Raw genomic sequence first — 19,078 nt, 5'->3', positions numbered from 1 at the left:
TTAAGATTGGGACTTAACAATTTGTCTATAGATCTTACTTTCTTCTTGTAATGATTGATGGGTGCCTGTCGCTTTTATTTCCCCCTTATCCAATAAAATAATCCGGTCAGCCAACGTGAAGGTGGAAACCTTTTGAGTGACAAGAAGAACGGTCACATCAAGCGATGCTAAGACGTCCAACAGTTTCTTCTCTGTTTTTAAATCAAGCGCACTGGTCGCATCATCTAAAATGAGTAATTCAGGATTTGAAATAAATGCACGGGCAATGGCGAGTCGTTGTTTTTGCCCGCCCGAGAGATTTACCCCGCGCTGGGTCACATGGGTATCATATTGATCAGGCAATGCTTCAATCGTTTCAGCAATTTGGGCATCACGGCATGCTTTTTTGATCATTTCATCTGTTGCATCAGGTGATGCGAAGCGGATGTTTTCTCGAATCGTGCCACTAAAAAGCTGAGATTCTTGCGGGACATAACCGATTCGTGATCGTAGCTCGTCAAGCTTTAACGTATGAAGTGGTTGATCGCCATAATAAATCGTTCCTTCTGTTGGATCATAAAGTCGTGAAATTAACTCAATTAATGTTGATTTCCCTGATCCCGTTGAGCCAATTAAGGCGACGGTTTCGTGTTTCTGAATGGTAAATTCAATATTTTTTAACACAGGATAATCTTGATCGTGATAGTAAAACGACACGTGATCAAAGTGAATGAGATTCTCATCGGTTACTTGAATATCTTTTTCACCACTTAGGATATCAATCGGTTCAGTTAGGACGTCTTCCATACGGCTATACGATGCGCGCGCTCGACTAAAGGCCATTAAAATAAAGGAAAGAAGCGATATTGCATACATCATACGTGTCGCATAATTCACAATCGCAACAACCTCACCGACTTCAATTGTACCTGCCTCTAGGCGTCCTCGTGCTAAGAAAAGAATGACAATGATCGATAAGTTCATAAAGAATAGCACGACAGGCGTGCCCATTTCCATAAAGCGTAACGTACGAATCGTGCGGTCTTTTAATACGTCACTTGCATCATGAAAACGCGATGTTTCAAACGAATGCCTTAAAAAGGCTTTAATGAGTCGCATATGTGCTAGATTCTCTCGCATAATTAAATTCACACGATCCAGTGCACGTTGCACGATTCTAAACGATTGAACCCCTTTTTTAATTAACCAAATAAAAAATAAAACGAGAAGCGGCATCGCAATTACAAGAATCAGCGCTAATTCACCATCGACACGAATTGCCATGAAAGCACTCCCGATGATTAAAAGGGGTGCACGTGCTGCAATCCGAAGCGACATAAATAAAAAGCGATGGAATTGATGGATATCATTTGTGAGCCGGGTTACGAGTGATGATGCCGGGAAGCGGTGGTGATTTTTATTTGAAAAATTCATGATTTGCCGAAATGCATCTTGTCTCAGGTCAAAACTGACACTTTGTGCTACATGTGCCGATAAAAAGGAATTAATAATCCCACCGATAAACCCAAGAACTGATAAAACGATCATGATCAGTCCATAGTATGTAATCACTGTTAAGTCTTCGGTTAAAATGCCATCATCTATTAATCGAGCGAGTAATAAAGGAGAGGCGAGCTCAACGACGAGTTCAAATAGCATCAAGCTAAGCGCAAGTACGATGATGAGCCGGTAGCGTGATAAGTATGGACGTAATGTTTTCATAGAAGTATCCCCCTCTCTCTGTACTTTGTTTAATATGTATCTTTCTATTCGAACTTTTCTGTTTCTTAAGTATACAGATTAAAGGGGGCGGTTGTCACCTGTTTAGCCGATTGGATGCTTATGTTTTGTAAAATAGGTTTGTAAACGATACATATGGGCGAAAATGCGGTTGGAACGAGCACGTGAGATATTGAGTGCGTATGATTTACCGTGGTGAAAGTGAATGATCGTTGTGTGATCGAGCTGTTGAATGTTTTTGATTTGTTTCGTTAAGATCCAAATCGCTTTAAATTCATTTGGTAATTGAACATAAAACGCATAGTATTCTTTTTCTGGGTTAATGGCAATGGGTGGGGTTTGTTTTAAGTCAAAAATGGCTTGCATGGCTGCTTTTCTTCCTGCAAAAGAAGAACCATTCATGAGGCAGTTGTGATCCATAATTTGTTTTAATGTGTGGATCGATTCATAGGTCGCATCACGTTCTTCTATACGAGTCGAAGCATCTAACTTTCGTGCATCTTCTAAATACAAAGTCAGGTCGTTTATTCGGTAATAGGCGATACGTTTGTCTATTTCACTCAACTCCTTTTGTCAACAATTTACAGTCTTTTAATAAATATCTCATAAAAAGGACAAAATGACTAGACATAAATGATCATTCTTAGAAATTAATTTTGATGCAGTCAAATCAGTTGTCGGTTCCTTAAAATTGTGTTAATTTATGAAAGTAGATAATGACTGACTGGTCAGTCAAAGATTTGGAGGTGCGACATAGATGGAAGAGAAAAAACGTCGTATTATTGAAAGTAGTGTCGCTCTTTTTGCTGAGAAAGGCTATCACAAAACATCAATTCAAGCCATTGCAGAGCGTAGTGGTGTATCAAAAGGCGCCTTTTACCTTTATTTTTCATCGAAACAGGCGCTCACTTCAGAAATTGTTCAATATTATGCTGAGCAAATGCTTGATGAAGTGACGCGTATTAATCAATCGAATCAAGATCCAGAATCGAAATTGATTGAACAAACAGCGCTCTTTTTACAGGCGGTTAGTGATCACAAAGGGCATGTGTTTATGACACTTAGAGATCATACAAACGGCGGTGAAGGGTTTAAACATTTGATCAAAGATTTACATAACCATAGCTTTCAAGCGATTACATCTAGGTTGTTTGAAATGTATGGTGATCAAATCAGGCCGTATTTAGCCGATTGTTTTGTTTTATATGATGGGATTTTGCAAGGTTATTTGAAGACGATTATCCTTTATGAAGCAGATATTGATGTCGGTGATTTATCTCACTATATTGTGCATCGTTTTCAGTCGATGATTGACGCGCTTTTAAAAGAGTTGCCAGCACCGATTTTATCACCGGATCAACTTGAATTGACCGAACAGTCAGTAAGTTGTGTAAATGTATTTGATGAGTTGAGTGAAGCGATTAGCACTTTAGAAATTGATGAAGAGAAACAAGTTGAATTATATGAAATTGTAGAATTATTGAAGTGTGAACTGAGTAAAGATAAACCGAATCAAGTGATGATCCGTTCACTGATTCAGTCGTTAGAGTCGATCGGTTCATTGCAAGATAAAATTGAAAAATTAAATAGATATTTAGGGGGAACAATCAAATGAAAAAGGTCGTTAGTTTATTAATTGTCATGATGATGGTACTCATTGCCTGTAATGATGACAATGGAAGTGAAGAACAAGTGGAAGAAGATCAAACCGTAGCTGTAGAAGCAGAGCAAGTTGAAGAAGGCGATTTAACGATTAATCAGTCATTTTACGGGCGAACAGAGCCTGTATCTGTTACGCCAGTGATGGCACCAGCTGTTGGTGAAGTGGATGAAGTGCACGTGTCAGTTGGTGATTCTGTTGAAGAAGATGATGTTTTAATTACAATGATATCGATGGAAAATGGGATGGAAGTTGAATTAACCGCTGATGAAGATGGGCGTATCGCTGATTTAGAATTAGAAGAAGGCGATATTACCTCAACTGAAGAGCCAGCGATGTTAATCGTTGATTTAGCCGAATTAGATATGACGGTTGAAGTGACGGCACTTAGAAGTGAATTGTTTGAAGTAGACGATGAATTCGATGTCACGATTTCAGATGATGATGAAGTGCAAACAGCAACTGTAGAAAATGTCTCTGTTTTACCTGGTGAGACAGGGATGTATGAAGTCAGTCTATCTATTGATAATGAAGCAGATTGGAAAGTGGGCGTTGTCGCACGCATTGATGTAGCTGAAGAGACACTAACAGATGCGCTCCTTATTCCAACACAAGCTTTAAATGAAGATGATGAAGGTTATTTTGTTTACCGCATTGAAGATGACGTAGCAGAACGTGTGGATGTTGAAGCTGAACTGATTCAGTCTGACTACACAGCAATTGATGGCGACGTTGAAGTTGATGAGTGGGTCGTGACTAGTGGTCAATTAACATTAGATGATGGGGATTCCGTTGAATTCCAAGAGGAGGATGTTGAATCGTGAGGTTAGTCGAGACATCCGTTAAACGTCCAGTCGGCGTTATTATGATTGTTCTGGCGATCATTGCGACTGGATTTGTATCTGTTCAAAACTTAGCCATTGATTTACTGCCAGATATTGATTTACCGGTCGCTGTTGTATCGGTCAGTTATGAGGAAGCGGCGCCTGAAGATGTGGAACGCCAAATTAGTGAACCACTAGAGCAAGCCCTTGGAACGATTGAGGGTATTGATTCAATTCAAACACAGTCGAATACCGGCTCATCAACTGTTATTATGATGTTTGATATGGGTACGAATTTAGATAATGCTTTACTTGAAGTGAGAGAACGGGTTGATCAAGTGCGTCCGATGTTACCTGATGATGCAGGGGATGCGAACGTCCTGCGTTTTAACCCGAACCAAATGCCGATTATGGCGGTGAGTCTTTCAGGTGAGGATTTAGTTCAACTGCAAGATTTAGCTGATGATCAAGTCATACCAGCTTTAGAACGTCAATCCGGTGTTGCGGATGTGACGATGGAAGGTGGGCAATCACGCGTTATTGACGTCACATTAGATGAATCGAAGTTGATGCAGTACGGTGTAAGTGCTCAAGATGTTATGGAATCACTTGGTGGTGCGAACCAAGCAGGATCTGTAGGTACCGTTAGAAGTGGTGATGAAAACTTACAAGTGCGTGTTGACGGGACGTATCAATCGGTTGAAGAGATTGAAGAGACGATTGTTCAAACCGAACAAGGCTCTATATTGCATGTGTCTGATCTAGCAACAGTTGAGGATACATTTACAACGCCTGATACGACACTCGTTAACGGGCAAGATGCCGTTGTGTTATCACTTATGCGTCAATCCGGTACGAACACGGTTGAAGTGAGTGATAATGTGTTAGATAGCATGGATGAGATTGAAGCAAGTTTACCAGGAGACGTGGAGCTTGATCTTGTTTATGATACGTCTGAGTTTATTCGACTATCGATTAACTCCGTTGTACAAAACATTCTCTTAGGTGGGTTGTTTGCAATTTTAGTCTTGCTATTATTCTTAAAGAGTTTACGTGCGACGATTGTTATTGGGGTATCGATTCCAATTGCGATTATTGCAACGTTTAGCTTAATATACTTTACAGGTGAGACATTAAACATTCTGACAATGGGTGGTTTAGCCCTCGGTATTGGGATGATGGTTGATAGCTCGATTGTTATTTTAGAAAATATTGTCTCCTACCGGCAACGAGGCTATTCAAAATTTGAAGCGGCTAAACTTGGTGCATCTGAACTTGCCCCAGCCGTTATTGCATCGACAACGACAACATTAGTTGTATTTTTACCGATGGTATTTGTGTCAGGGATCGCTGCTGAGTTGTTTATTCCCCTTGCGACAACCGTTGCCTTTGCTTTAATTGCAGCGCTTGTTGTTTCAATTACACTCGTACCGATGTTGTCGTCTAAATTGTTGGTCGATGTAAATCAAGAGTCAAACAAACGTCGTTATTGGTTTGACCGGTTCTTGGAACGTTTAGCAAATGGTTATGAACGAGTGTTAAAACAAGCGCTTAGACTACGGAAGACGACGTTATTCGTCACCTTGCTTTTACTCGTCGGAAGTTTATTGCTTATACCATTTATCGGTTCTGAGTTTATTCCTGAAGGGGATCAAGGTCAAATTAGTGTAGATGTTGAAACGCCAGCAGGTTCACAAGCTGAACGAACCGAAGAGATTGCGATGGAAGTGGATGAAGTCATTAGTGAGTATGATGATATTATCCGTATTAATAACCTTTCCATCGCAGGCGGTGACATGATGTCCGGTATGATGGGCATGGGCGGTGGAGGCGGTAATTCCGCGAACTTCACGCTCGAACTCGTGCCCGCATCTGATCGTGATATGACAACAGAAGACCTCGTTCAAGAGTTATCGGAAAACACGACGCACATTGCAGGTGCTGATATTAATGTAAGTGCGATGGATGATATGCAGATGGGTGATCCGATCTCGATTGAATTACAAGGACCCGAGCATGATGTGTTAAATGAATTGTCGACGGATGTATTAGCTGAAATTGAAGAAATTGACGGTATTTATAGTCCATCAACATCGATTGATGAAGTGCAACCACAACTTGATATCCAAGTCGATTCAGAAGTGGCCGCACGATACGGGTTAGCTGATGCCCTCGTGATGAATCAGGTTGAAACGCGTATGTCGAGTCAAACTGTTATGCGCTACCGAGAAGATGGAAATGAGATGGATGTCCGCGTGCAGTATCCGGAAGAGGATTACGACACGATTGCTGATATTCGCAATATGATGATTCAATCACCAATGGGCATGCAAGTACCACTTCATGAAATTGCATCGCTTGAGCATACGCAAGCACCTGCTAACTTGCAGCGTGGTAATCAACAGCCGCTTGTGACGATTTCGTCTGATGTGGTGGGTGCCGATCTTGGTACTGTATCATCTGAAATCGAGGAACGCCTCGACGGAATGGATTGGCCAGATGAGTATACGTACTCAATTGGTGGTCAGGCAGAAGATATGGAAGAGGCGTTCGGTGAACTCGCGCTCGTCTTACTTCTTTCCATATTCTTAGTGTATGTTGTCATGGCTGTTCAATTTGAGAACTTCTTGATGCCATTTATCATTATGTTCTCGCTACCCGTTTCGATTATTGGTGTGTTGTTCGGTTACTTTATTACAGGTACACCACTAAGTATCGTCGGGTTTATCGGGATTATTATGCTTGCCGGTATTGTCGTTAACAACGCGATCGTGCTGGTCGACTATACGAATATATTGAGAAGACGTGAGATCGATCGCTATGATGCGATTATTGAAGCAGGGAGAAGCCGACTTCGTCCGATTCTAATGACGACGTTGACAACTGTTCTTGCGATGATTCCACTTGGCCTAGGATTAGGTGAAGGTGCAGAAATGCAGCAACCAATGGCTGTGACCGTGATCTTCGGTCTAACGATTGCAAGTATCTTTACACTCGTGTTGATCCCGGTTATTTACACGTACGTAGATAACGTCTCAACCAAATGGAAAAATAGAAAAGCATAATTGAATGAGGAAGAGTCCACCAACTTAAGTGAGAGTTGGTGGGCTTTTTTGTGTTTGTGTGCGAAATCTGGAGTTTGTGTTCGAAAATTTGAATTTGTGTGAAAAAAATGAGATTTGTGTGCAAAAAATGAGATTTGTGTTCGAAATCGTGAATTTGTGTGCAAAATCCAATCTGACTGCTCGAAATACGGAATCTGCGCGCGATTTTTTCATTTTGCGCGCGAAAATCATGCTTAACTGCGCGAAAAATCATCATAACCGCGCGAAACACATATTTTGTATGATATAGTGAACAAAAAACGATCAACACGAAAGGGTGAGGCGCATGTATTGTGAATCATGTGGATACGAACTTGATTCGAACGCATCATTCTGTAAGCACTGCGGTGCACAGATTGAAAGAGGTTCCGATGACACATCCATGAAAAGATTTGTAGGAAAAAATTATAACTATTACCGACACCAATGGTCTAAAACGGATCAACCTGAAAAAGCATTGAGCTGGAATTGGGCAGCTTTTTTCCTTGGTGTCTTTTGGCTCGGGTATCGCGGGTTATATAAAACGATTATCGCTATACTTGGCTTATTTTTAGTCGTTGATTTGATTGATTATGGCGTCGGGCCAAATGACTTTTCCGGAACACTCCAATACGTTAGTACGATTGGGATTTATGCTTGGATCGGATTGAACGGGAATCGGTTGTATTACCAATTAGCAAAGTCAAAGGCATCGCAATTAGCCGAACGCGATGAGAGGTTCGATTATAACCAAGGTACGAAAGGGATAGCGATCGCATTAGGTCTCTTCATGGGCTACCTTATTTTACATACGATGATTGTTAGTGCCTTTGTTTAACGTTTCACCACTAGTTTAAAATGTCACACACTGGGTATACCATAATTAGGTTCAATATATTACCAAAATTAAAGGAGGCATTACGCAATGGATAAAGTATTTGGAAGTCCAAGTCGTTATGTTCAAGGTAAGGATCTCGTTAGTCGAACCAGTGAGTATATTAAGCCTTATGGAACTAAGTTTCTTGTGTTGGCTGATGAAACGGTACAGGAAATTGTTGCTAACGATTTAATCGTTGAGTTAGAAAATGATGATTATAAAACAGAAAAAGTAACCTTTGGTGGTGAATGTTCGTTCAAAGAAATTGAGCGCATCACGAAAATTGGAAAAGAGAATGATATTGACGGTGTGTTAGGTGTTGGGACAGGTAAAGCGATTGATACGGCTAAAGCTGTAGCGATTGAGTTAGACGTGTCGTTGATCATCTTTAATACACTCGCTTCATCCGATGCGCCAACATCTGCACTATCTGTTATTTACACAGAAGACGGAGAATTCGAGACGTATCAGTTCTATAATAAAAACCCTGATATGGTCTTAAATGATACGCGTGTTATCTCACAAGGGCCGCCGCATATGATGGCGTCTGGTATATCTGATGCGCTAGCGACACTCATCGAGGCCACGGCAACGCACAAAGCCTATGGTGAAAATATGCATGGTGGAAAAGGCACTATTGCAGGTCTTGCGATTGCTGAAAAATGTGAACAAATTTTATTCGATCATGGTGTACAAGCCTATGAAGCGAATAAAGAAAAAGTCGTGACCCCTGCTTTAGAAGCGGTGGTTGAAGCAAATACGCTTTTAAGTGGCCTAGGCTTTGAAAATGGTGGTATTGCAGGTGCGCACGCAATCCACAACGGTTTTACAGCCTTACATGGAGAAATCCACAATATGACGCACGGTCAAAAAGTCGCTTACGGCATCATGACGCAGTTAATTTTAGAAAATCGCTCTGAAGAAGAACTCGAGCGCTATATAGACTTCATGTTGAAATTGGACTTACCAATTACAATGAAGGATCTACATTTAGATGAAGCAAGTGATGAAGATTTACGAAAAGTGGCAGAAGCTGCGGTCAAGCCTGAAGATACGATGACCAATATGCCATTTGATGTGACAGCAGATGATGTTGTTCAAGCGATTAAAGCAGTCGATGTTTACGTGAAAAGTTTTAAACAAAAATACAACGTATCATAAAGGTAAAGAGCAGTTGTGCTAAGGCATAGCTGCTCTTTTTAAATTGAAAATAATCTAAAAATTTGGAATTAATTGTTTCGTATTGTGAAACCTTCACATTTTCTATATAATCAGGTGGGCATCGTCTACTTAACAGTCGGTACCATTAGATGGTTAGGAAATGGAGGATTTATTATGTCAGCAGAAATGATTGGTTTTAGTTTTATATTAATTGGTGTCTTTTTAATGATTGGTAAAGTTGTCCGTTTGCACGTTAAAACGTTACGGGACTTATTTTTACCGAGTTCAATTATAGCAGGTTTTATCGGTTTGTTTGTTGGACCTGAAGCCCTGGGTCGACTTACGAGTCAGTGGCTTGATGCGGATTCAGTTTTTCATCAAGGATTGATTCCTGAGTTTGTATTAGATGTATGGAGTACATTACCGAGTTTGTTTATTAATATTGTGTTCGCTGCGCTTTTCTTGGGAAAAGTTGTGCCAAATTTAAAGAAGATTTGGTTGATCGCAGGCCCTCAAATTGTGATGGGTCAAACGGTATCATGGGGGCAGTATGTAGTCGGTCTTGTGCTTGCATTGCTCGTTTTAGGACCGGTATTTGGTATGAGTCCTCTATCGGGTGCGCTAATTGAAATTAGTTTTGTTGGCGGTCACGGAACGGCAGCTGGCTTATCTGGTACGTTTAACGAATTAGGATTCTCAGAAGGTGCTGATTTAGCTTTAGGTATGGCAACAATCGGTATTCTCTCAGGTGTTGTGATTGGGATTATCCTCATTAACTGGGGGCACAGAACGAACCGTGCAAAATATGTCGGCGGAAAAGCTCAATTTTCGGATAAAGAACGTGCTGCAATTGGTGAATCGTATGGGTATGATGTTGAACGAGAAACGAAAGAAATCTCGTCAATGGAGCCTTTAGCTTTCCACTTAGCCTTAATCGGTCTTGCGATTGGTATTGGTTACATCCTCCAGCAATTGTTGATTGGTCTTGAAGCTTCTACATGGGGCGCTTGGACAGGGACTTACTTATTCCCATATGTCCCGCTTTTCCCATTAGCGATGATCGGCGGTATGTTCATTCAGCTCGCATTTGACCGTTTAAAAATTGATCTCTATATCGATCGTGGACTTATTAACCGTATTTCGGGATTTGCACTCGATGTCTTGCTCGTTAGTGCGTTATCAACCTTATCACTTGCCGTAATTGGTGACAATATTGTCCCGTTTTTATTGTTATCTATTGTGGCTATTCTTTGGAATGTGTTTGCCTTCTTAGTCCTTGCACCTCGTATGATTCCAGAGTATTGGTTTGAGCGTGGTGTTGGTGATTTAGGACAAGCGACAGGTATGACAGCAACAGGGTTATTATTAATGAAAATTGCAGACCCTGATAATGAAACACCAGCCCTTGAAGGCTTCGGGTATAAACAACTATTATTCGAACCGTTTGTTGGTGGTGGTTTAGTAACAGCGGCTTCTCTACCTGTTATTCATCAATTCGGAGCCGTGACGTTTTTAGTCATTTCAAGTGTTATAAAGGTTTTCTTCTTAATTTTTGGTCTCGTCTTTTTCGGACGAAAAAAATCATAAACAAAAGCGATACTCAGAAAGATCTGGGTATCGCTTTTTAGATTAACTTGCTCGTTTTTCAGTTTGATTGATGACACACGTTCCGGTTAAGTCACCTGTTACATTTAGAGCTGTACAGCCCATACCGACAAGCGCATCAACAGCTGTTAAGAGAGCAACGGCTTCCATAGGCAACCCTAGTTGTACGAATACGGTTGAGATCATCACGATCCCTGCACCTGGTACACCAGCTGTCCCAACCGATGCGAGTGTTCCGATAATCACGACGGTTAACATTTGCGTTAGTGATAAAGGATCCCCCACAACATTCGCGGCAAATACTGCCGAAACAGCAATTCGAATCGCTGCACCGTCCATGTTTAATGTAGAACCAAATGGTAAGCTGAAACTATACAAGCTTTTCTTCAAATTTAACGATTGAGCTGCATGGATCGTTAGCGGTAAAGTCCCCGTACTGCTTTGTGAAACAAACGCCGTTAGCATCGGTGCACGCGCTGCTTTTAAGAATGGCTTTGTGTCAACACGCGTTAACTTCATAAAAACCATGTAAAGCAAAAATTGTACAAATAGAGCAATGTACAAGACCCCAATAAATCCACCGAGTGAGATCAATGTATCCAACCCTTGATTAGCAACAGTTGTCGCGATAATGGCAAACACACCAATCGGAACATATTGTAAAATAATGTCCATAATTTTAAACGATGCTTCGTTCAATCCGACTACGACCTTGTGCAAGTGATCGCCAATTTCTTTGTGCTCGTCACTCGAACGCAGTGCCAAAATCGCTAAACCAAACACAATTGCTGTAAAAATAATACCAAGTAAATTTAACTCATTAAATGCTGTGACGATATTGTCTGGCACAATATCTAAAATTACATTCACGATGCCAGGGTCTTCTGGAACATCAATCGTTTCGCCTTGGTCGAGTGTCATTCCTTCACCAGGTGAGAAAATTTGACTGACACCTAGTCCGACAACGATTGCGACGGCTGATGTGATTAAGTAATAGACAAATACTTTTGAGCCCATTCGACCGATATCTCGCATTTTCGTTTGATTAATGCCGACGATCAATGTAAATAAAATGAGCGGTAAAATAAGAAATGTTAATAGACGTAACATTAAATCGCCAAAAGGTTGCAGAATCGGTTCAATTCTTTCATCAAACACGATCCCTACAAGTGTACCTAAAATGAGTGCTACCGTTATTTTTAAGACGAGAGATGTCTCTTTGTAACGCGTCCAAATTTGGTTCATCTAATCTTCCTTTCGTTTAAAGCTTAGTAAATCAATAAGAATTATAAGTCATAGAATAAGTGTTGTAAAACAATTTGTCAATTGACTTGTTTCGATCCAGAAGCGAACCATTTAAGTATATGACGACATGTATTGCCAAATTTTTTTGAGAATTGTCTATAATAATTAGGCTGAGTTTTTTGGTTAAGTATAGTAAAATAGTCTTTGAAAACGCAATCATTTTTTAAAAAGGAGAGTGCGTCATGAAGTACAGAACATTAGGAAAAACGGGTTATGAGATTAGTGAATTAAGCTTTGGTACATGGGCCATTGGGGGTGCTTGGGGGCAGACGAATGATCAAGAATCCTTACGAGCACTTGAAGTTGCAATGGATCAAGGGGTTAACTTTTTTGATACAGCAGATGTCTACGGTGATGGACATAGTGAAGAACTTTTAGCTAAGGCGACAAAAGGAAAAGAAGACGAAATTTATATCGCATCTAAGTTCTGTCGTGCTGGAGATATTCACGACCCTAAAAATTATTCAAAAGAAGCCGTGACGAACTATTTAGATAATACTTTAAAAAGACTTGAACGCAACACGTTAGATTTATATCAAATCCACTGTCCACCACTTGAGATTTTAAAACAAGGTGATGTCTTTAATGTGCTTGACGATTTAAAACAAGAGGGAAAAATTCGTCATTACGGTGTGAGTGTTGAAACAATTGAAGAAGGTTTATTTTGCTTAGAAAACGACAATGTGAGTACATTACAAGTCATCTTTAATATGTTACGCCAAAAACCGCTTGAAACACTTTTACCAGAAGCGAAAAAACAAAATATCGGTGTGATTGCACGTGTGCCACTTGCGAGCGGGCTCTTAACAGGTAAGTTTGATAAATCACATCAATTTGAAGAAGATGATCACCGTCAATTTAACCATGATGGTGAAGCATTTAATGTCGGTGAAACATTCGGTGGATTACCTTTTGAAAAAGGGGTCGAACTAAGCCAAGCGCTTAAATGGATCACAGAAGAACATGGTGACATGGCACAAGCTGCATTAAAATGGATTATGCAACAAGAAGGTATTTCAACCGTTATTCCAGGCTTTAAAAATGTTAAACAAGTTAAAAACAACTTAGGTTCAACTGATGTTAAGCCATTCTCAGAAAAAGAATTACAACAGTTAGAAACGTTTTATAAACAAGAAGTACACGACTACATTAGAGGCGTTTATTGATCATAACGCTTTTACCGGAGGAGGATTATAATGAAGAAAAAGAAACAAAAGCCTAAAAAGGTAAAAAAGGATAAATCACAGAAAAAACAATTATTGAATACGAAAAAAATCGGAACCCGATTAATACTTGGGTTCGGTCTTATTTTATTACTTGCAACGGGTATAAGCGCACTTAATATCAGCTCACTTGCTTTGATTAATGATAATACTGAAGAAATTATAGAAGAAGATTTAGCTGTATTACGAGTAAGTGATCAATTAGCTTCTGATATGCTAGAACGTACAAATCTACTCCAAGCTTATGGTCTGACTGGAAATGGTGCTTATCAAGCTATGTTTACAGACGGAGCTAATGTCAGTCAATCATTAGAAGGGGAAGCATTAGACTTAGATGAATCGGAAGAAATGCAGTCATTAGTTGAACAACGTCAAGAATGGCATGAATTAACCAATGAATTCTTTTCTACATATGGTGCTGGCAATGAGGAAGAAGCGCTTATTCTACTTGAACAACAGATTATGCCACTTAGCAATTCTTTAGTCGATGATTTTCAATCACTGTCAAGAGAGCGCGAAGTGAATATGAATGGACGAGCACATGAAATATATGGAATTGGTGATGCTGTATTTATGATAAGTTTAATTGCTTCGATTGTTATTGTAATCGTTGGAATTTTAATTGCCTTTATTACCAATAGAAAAATTTCGAAGCCATTACAAGATTTAACTCGTCGAGTTGATGTGATTGCTTCAGGTAATTTATCCGAAAAAACAGAAGAAACGAATCGCCGCGATGAAGTTGGACAGTTAACAAATGCGACGCATCAAATGGCAGAAAACATGCGACAGTTATTAGTTGAAATTCAAAATGTATCGGATACGGTTAGTACGCACGCCCAGTCCTTAACAGCAACCACAGATGAAGTGACAGATGGTGCTGAACAGATTACCGTTACAATGGAAGAAATTGCAACGGGTGCTGAAAAACAAGCATCTCATGCAAGTGCGCTTTCAACAGGAATGAATGAATTCGTTGAATCAGTCGGAAAAGCTGAAAAAATGGGTGAATCCGTTGCTGGGGAATCGAATCATGTTCGTAAACTATCAACCGATGGTGCAGAACTAATGAATCAATCTGTGAATCAAATGCATAATATTGATGAGGTTGTGAAGCGTTCAGTTGATAATGTTACCCAATTGAATGACCAATCTAAACAGATTTCAAATATTGTGAATGTCATTCAAGATATTTCTGAACAAACGAATCTACTTGCTTTAAATGCATCAATTGAAGCTGCAAGAGCAGGTGAACACGGGAAAGGTTTTGCGGTTGTCGCGGATGAAGTTCGTAAACTAGCAGAACAAGTCGGTTCATCGGTACAAGATATTACGAAGATTATTTCGGGTATTCAAAAAGGTTCAGAACAAGTAACATCTGATTTAGAAGATGGTTATGCTCAAGTTAAGCAAGGAACAGAGGACATCGAAACAACCGGTCAAACGTTTAATGCGATTGAATCAGCAATCGAATCCATGGCGAAAGAAGCAACACAAATGACAGAATCTCTATCGACGATTTTAACTGATAGTCAAAAACTTTCAGATTCTGTTGAAGAGATCGCATCGATTTCTCAAGAATCTGCGGCAGGTGTTGAAGAAACGTCTGCTTCTAGTGAAGAGGTTAATAGCTCAATGGAAGAGATTACAACAAGTTCCAATGAATTATCTGGCTTAGTTAAAGAATTGAATGAGCTCGTGAAACGATTTAAGCTTTAGTTTAAATGAAAGTTTATTAGTCACAAATCAAAAAATATATAAGTTTTGGTAAAAACAAAACATACTGTATGAATTTTTTTAACTTTTAATTTCATACGGTATGTTTACAAAGATGAATTTTATACGAATATATTTTGATAAAATGAACTATTGAACTATGTTACTTACAAGGGAAAATTGATACAATGTATAAATGATAGTAATAGTATAGCTGTTTTTGATACCATTATTTATCAAATATCTAAAATATCTTTTGTGAATCAAATGAATTTTAGATACTTACAAATACAGGAACTAAGGAGGTGAAAAGAGTAAAATGAAGTATCTTTTTATAATATTAGTTCTATCATTTGGTAGTGTTTCAGGTTCTAATTCTGTCTTAGCCGATGATCAACAAGATCATATTTTAGACAATGGAACTTATCATGATGAAGTAATAGAACTGAAAGAAAATTTAGAGTATCTGGGTTTTGATTCGTTTGAAATGACAGATTATTTTGATTCTCAAACAGAGGAAGCAGTTGAAGCATTTCAAGCACATTTTCAATTAGAAGAAAACGGAATTGCTGGTGAATCCACCCTTGCGAAATTAGATGAAGTGGTAGAGTCGCCATTTCAAAATGGTGAGCGTCATGAAGGCTCGATAGCGCTGAAGGAACAGTTAACTATTCTGGGTTACACGGATTTTACCAACCCCAATTCGTTCTATGGCTCAGGCACTGAACGAGGGGTTCGAGAATTTCAAAGCGATCATGACTTACCAGAGTCTGGTATCGCAGACGAAAGAACGCGGTCGCTGATCCAAGAAAAAGCAGAAGGCCCGTTACGAAATCCAATGTATCGAGAGGATGCAGTAGAGCTAAAAGAAAACTTAACGTTACTAGGCTACACTAATTTCACCTCGCCGAATAACTTTTATGGTTCCGGTACTGAAGCAGGTGTTTTAAAGCTTCAACGTGACTATGATTTAGATGAATCAGGCGTGGCAGACGAGGCGACATTGGCTAAAATAGAAGCGTTAGTTAACTCCCCTTTCAGAAATGGGGAGCGTCATGAAGAATCCATAGCGTTAAAGGAACAGTTAACTATTTTAGGTTACACGGACTTTACCAATCCCAACTCGTTCTATGGCTCAGGCACTGAGCGAGGCGTTCGAGAGTTTCAAAGCGATCATGACTTACCAGAGTCTGGTATCGCAGATGAAAGAACGCGATCGCTGATCCAAGAAAAAGCAGAAGGCCCGTTACGAAATCCAATGTATCGAGAGGATGCAGTGCTATTAAAGGAAAAACTAGAAACAGCAGGATTTGGTTCATTTGCTAAAACGAATTATTTTGGTCCACAAACGGAGGCAACAGTAAAGGCATTTCAATCTTACTATGGTCTTACGGAAGATGGCATCGCAGGTGAATCCACTCTTGCAAAATTAGATGAAGTGATAGAGTCGCCATTTCAAAATGGTGAGCGTCATGAAGAATCCATAGCATTAAAGGAACAGTTAACTATTTTAGGTTACACGGACTTTACCAATCCCAACTCGTTCTATGGCTCAGGCACTGAGCGAGGCGTTCGAGAATTTCAAAGCGATCATGACTTACCAGAGTCTGGTATCGCAGACGAAAGAACGCGGTCGCTGATCCAAGAAAAAGCAGAAGGCCCGTTACGAAATCCAATGTATCGAGAGGATGCAGTAGAGCTAAAAGAAAACTTAACGTTACTAGGCTATACTAATTTTACGACGCCGAATAACTTTTATGGTTCCGGTACTGAAGCAGGTGTTTTAAAGCTTCAACGTGACTATGATTTAGATGAATCAGGCATGGCAGACGAGGCGACATTGGCTAAAATAGAAGCGTTAGTTAACTCCCCTTTCAGAAATGGGGAGCGTCATGAAGGCTCGGTAGTGTTGAAGGAACAGTTAACTATTTTAGGTTACACGGACTTTACCAATCCCAATTCGTTCTATGGATCAGGCACTGAGCGTGGTGTTCGAGAATTTCAAAGCGATCATGACTTACCAGAGTCCGGTATCGCAGATGAAAGAACGCGATCGCTGATCCAAGAAAAAGCAGAAGGCCCGTTACGAAATCCAATGTATCGAGAGGATGCAGTGCTATTAAAGGAAAAACTAGAAACAGCAGGATTTGGTTCATTTGCTAAAACGAATTATTTTGGTCCGCAAACGGAGGCAACAGTAAAGGCATTTCAATCTTACTATGGCCTAACGGAAGATGGGATTGCAGGTGAATCTACTCTTGCGAAATTAGATGAAGTGGTTGAGTCACCATTTCGAAATGGTGAGACTCATGATGAATCTGTAGTATTAAAAGAACACTTGACTCGTCTTGGTTTTTCATCTTTCTCAAACCCTAATGGTTTTTATGGTTCTCGTACGACGCAGGCTGTCGAAGAATTTCAAGGTCATTTTGGCTTAGTTGTTAATGGTATTGCAGATTCACCAACGTGGGATAAAATTGAAGAGATTTTAAATAGCCCATATCAAGAAGGTGAGTCAAGTTCTGCAATTGCTGATTATAAAGATATGTTAATTGATCTTGGCTTTGGTGAAGGTATCAGAAAGGGGAATCCTAACTTTGGAAGTAACACGACAAAAAACGTTAGAGATTTCCAAGAAGAAATGGGCTTACCTGTTAGTGGTATTCTGGATGAAGCTACGGTTAATATACTTGAAAAAGAGTATGGAAATAATGTTTTTCGAATCTTCATTGATCCCGGACATGGAGGACGTTTTGTGGGTGGCGTAGGAAATGGCATGAAAGAAAAAGACCTTGTGTTAGATATATCATTGAGTGCAAGAGATTATTTACTTGATAATTATAGTGGTGTAGATGTTAAACTGTCACGCACAACAGATGTTGAACTAGCAGAGGATTTAACGGAGGATTTGCTTGAAAGATCTAAAATGGCAAATGATTGGGAAGCCGATTATTTTGTTAGTATTCATACGAATGCTTTTAATGGTCGAGCTCACGGGTTTGAAAGTTTCATATTCAATGGAAATGTTTCCAGTGCGACAAAACGCCATCAAGAAAACATTCATAGTTATTTAATTGATCAAATGAATGTTTATGATCGTGGGATGAAGGAAGCCAATTTTAATGTTTTAAGGAATACAACTATGCCTGCGATCCTATTAGAATTTTTATTTATTGATCATGCAGAGGATGCGGAACTTCTGCAAAGTCGTTCTTATCGTGATTGGCTAGGTAAGATCACAGCAGAAGCGATTGCTGATTCATTTGGTTTAAAAAATAATAAATAAAAACTCAGACATTTCTAAAAATTGAAGTGTTTAATTTATATGTGATGATGAGTATGTATTCATACCAGTCAAAAAGCTAGGAGTATTGGTTCTCACCTAGCTTTTTTGTTTGGGATAATATAATTATATTTTAATAATTGTGTTGAAATTAATTATAAAATTATAGATAATAGAATAGTATTAGTAAAAAAAGGGAGGTGAAACTAAAATGAATAAAAGATATAACTTAATAATTAGTGTGTTAATTATTTTTATACTTACCTCAATGCATTTTAGTTCAGATAAGGTGTTTGCGGAAGAGGAATTTACTATTAAACCCGGTGATGAACATGAAAGTGTAGTAGATCTAAAGAGAGATCTAGAAGCTTTAGGATTTGGTAATTTTGATAATTATTCTGAAACTTATGATGATAGTTTAAAGAGTGCAGTTAATTCTTTTCATGAGACTTTCAATATAGGAGATACTGAAGTTGTGAACGAGGATACACTGGCTAAAATAGAAGCTTTGATTAACTCCCCTTTCAGAAATGGTGAGCGTCATGAAGAATCCATAGCACTAAAGGAACAGTTAACTATTTTAGGTTACACGGACTTTACCAATCCCAACTCGTTCTATGGC

13 protein-coding genes are annotated in these 19,078 nt (G+C 39.4%); 10 read left to right on the top strand and 3 right to left on the bottom strand.

All coding sequences use genetic code 11. The features are described 5' to 3' along the window. Together BLR62_RS00065 and BLR62_RS00060 are read right to left on the bottom strand one after the other, a co-directional pair. A complete protein-coding gene (locus BLR62_RS00065) occupies nucleotides 1-1,701 on the bottom strand; it encodes an ABC transporter ATP-binding protein (protein ID WP_090791516.1) in 1,701 nt (566 codons plus the stop codon). A gap of 102 nt (nucleotides 1,702-1,803) precedes the next feature. After that, entirely contained in the window at nucleotides 1,804-2,283 is a 480-nt protein-coding gene (locus BLR62_RS00060; RefSeq protein ID WP_090791514.1) for a competence protein ComK, read from the bottom strand. Nucleotides 2,284-2,476: 193 nt separating this feature from the next. Between BLR62_RS00060 and BLR62_RS00055 the strand changes: the two genes are divergently transcribed. The 6 genes from BLR62_RS00055 to BLR62_RS00030 all read left to right on the top strand — a co-directional run bounded on the left by BLR62_RS00055 (nucleotide 2,477) and on the right by BLR62_RS00030 (nucleotide 10,911). Further along, on the top strand, nucleotides 2,477-3,334 hold the full coding sequence (locus BLR62_RS00055; protein WP_090791512.1) for a TetR/AcrR family transcriptional regulator: 858 nt from the start codon (nucleotides 2,477-2,479) through the stop codon (nucleotides 3,332-3,334). Continuing rightward, nucleotides 3,331-4,203: a biotin/lipoyl-containing protein gene (locus BLR62_RS00050; RefSeq protein ID WP_090791509.1), complete on the top strand. Its 873-nt coding sequence runs from the start codon at nucleotides 3,331-3,333 to the stop codon at nucleotides 4,201-4,203. The genes BLR62_RS00055 and BLR62_RS00050 overlap by 4 nt, the downstream gene beginning before the upstream one ends. Then, on the top strand, nucleotides 4,200-7,268 hold the full coding sequence (locus BLR62_RS00045) for an efflux RND transporter permease subunit (protein ID WP_090791507.1): 3,069 nt from the start codon (nucleotides 4,200-4,202) through the stop codon (nucleotides 7,266-7,268). Before BLR62_RS00050 ends, BLR62_RS00045 begins: the two co-directional genes overlap by 4 nt. Before the next feature lie 325 nt (nucleotides 7,269-7,593). Then, complete coding sequence (locus tag BLR62_RS00040; RefSeq protein ID WP_090791505.1) at nucleotides 7,594-8,124, top strand: DUF2628 domain-containing protein; 531 nt, start codon at nucleotides 7,594-7,596, stop codon at nucleotides 8,122-8,124. 87 nt (nucleotides 8,125-8,211) lie between these two features. Continuing rightward, a complete protein-coding gene (locus BLR62_RS00035) occupies nucleotides 8,212-9,324 on the top strand; it encodes a glycerol dehydrogenase (protein WP_090791502.1) in 1,113 nt (370 codons plus the stop codon). 174 nt (nucleotides 9,325-9,498) lie between these two features. Then, nucleotides 9,499-10,911, top strand: coding sequence for a sodium/glutamate symporter (locus tag BLR62_RS00030; protein ID WP_090791500.1), 1,413 nt, complete (start codon nucleotides 9,499-9,501; stop codon nucleotides 10,909-10,911). Between the two features lie 42 nt (nucleotides 10,912-10,953). Here the strand turns inward: BLR62_RS00030 and BLR62_RS00025 are convergent, their stop codons facing one another. Then, nucleotides 10,954-12,174 carry a dicarboxylate/amino acid:cation symporter gene (locus tag BLR62_RS00025; RefSeq protein ID WP_090791497.1) on the bottom strand — a complete coding sequence of 407 codons (1,221 nt, stop codon included), beginning with the start codon at nucleotides 12,172-12,174 and terminating at the stop codon, nucleotides 10,954-10,956. A 242-nt stretch (nucleotides 12,175-12,416) separates the two neighbouring features. On the opposite strand from BLR62_RS00025, the gene BLR62_RS00020 reads away from it, so the two are divergent. The 4 genes from BLR62_RS00020 to BLR62_RS00005 form a co-directional block, all read left to right on the top strand. Continuing rightward, complete coding sequence (locus BLR62_RS00020) at nucleotides 12,417-13,400, top strand: aldo/keto reductase (RefSeq protein ID WP_090791494.1); 984 nt, start codon at nucleotides 12,417-12,419, stop codon at nucleotides 13,398-13,400. A 30-nt stretch (nucleotides 13,401-13,430) separates the two neighbouring features. After that, the gene (locus tag BLR62_RS00015; protein WP_090791491.1) at nucleotides 13,431-15,176 is read left to right on the top strand and encodes a methyl-accepting chemotaxis protein; all 1,746 of its coding nucleotides are present in this window, start codon (nucleotides 13,431-13,433) and stop codon (nucleotides 15,174-15,176) included. Nucleotides 15,177-15,492: 316 nt separating this feature from the next. Then, nucleotides 15,493-18,459 carry a peptidoglycan-binding protein gene (locus BLR62_RS00010; RefSeq protein ID WP_090791489.1) on the top strand — a complete coding sequence of 989 codons (2,967 nt, stop codon included), beginning with the start codon at nucleotides 15,493-15,495 and terminating at the stop codon, nucleotides 18,457-18,459. A gap of 208 nt (nucleotides 18,460-18,667) precedes the next feature. Further along, the coding region (locus BLR62_RS00005; protein WP_143008332.1) for a peptidoglycan-binding domain-containing protein at nucleotides 18,668-19,078 on the top strand (411 nt) is incomplete at its 3' end.

It is taken from the genome of Pelagirhabdus alkalitolerans (assembly GCF_900096905.1).
Classification (GTDB): Bacteria; Bacillota; Bacilli; order Bacillales; family Amphibacillaceae; genus Pelagirhabdus; species Pelagirhabdus alkalitolerans.
This window is presented reverse-complemented; position numbering and strand designations above follow the sequence as displayed.

What these genes read in the sequence shown, in the direction of transcription:
- BLR62_RS00065 (WP_090791516.1), bottom strand. Translation starts at nt 1,701, where the DNA reads ATGAAAACATTACGTCCATACTTATCACGCTACCGGCTCATCATCGTA.
- BLR62_RS00055 (WP_090791512.1), top strand. Translation starts at nt 2,477, where the DNA reads ATGGAAGAGAAAAAACGTCGTATTATTGAAAGTAGTGTCGCTCTTTTT.
- BLR62_RS00050 (WP_090791509.1), top strand. Translation starts at nt 3,331, where the DNA reads ATGAAAAAGGTCGTTAGTTTATTAATTGTCATGATGATGGTACTCATT.
- BLR62_RS00040 (WP_090791505.1), top strand. Translation starts at nt 7,594, where the DNA reads ATGTATTGTGAATCATGTGGATACGAACTTGATTCGAACGCATCATTC.
- BLR62_RS00035 (WP_090791502.1), top strand. Translation starts at nt 8,212, where the DNA reads ATGGATAAAGTATTTGGAAGTCCAAGTCGTTATGTTCAAGGTAAGGAT.
- BLR62_RS00030 (WP_090791500.1), top strand. Translation starts at nt 9,499, where the DNA reads ATGTCAGCAGAAATGATTGGTTTTAGTTTTATATTAATTGGTGTCTTT.
- BLR62_RS00025 (WP_090791497.1), bottom strand. Translation starts at nt 12,174, where the DNA reads ATGAACCAAATTTGGACGCGTTACAAAGAGACATCTCTCGTCTTAAAA.
- BLR62_RS00020 (WP_090791494.1), top strand. Translation starts at nt 12,417, where the DNA reads ATGAAGTACAGAACATTAGGAAAAACGGGTTATGAGATTAGTGAATTA.
- BLR62_RS00015 (WP_090791491.1), top strand. Translation starts at nt 13,431, where the DNA reads ATGAAGAAAAAGAAACAAAAGCCTAAAAAGGTAAAAAAGGATAAATCA.
- BLR62_RS00010 (WP_090791489.1), top strand. Translation starts at nt 15,493, where the DNA reads ATGAAGTATCTTTTTATAATATTAGTTCTATCATTTGGTAGTGTTTCA.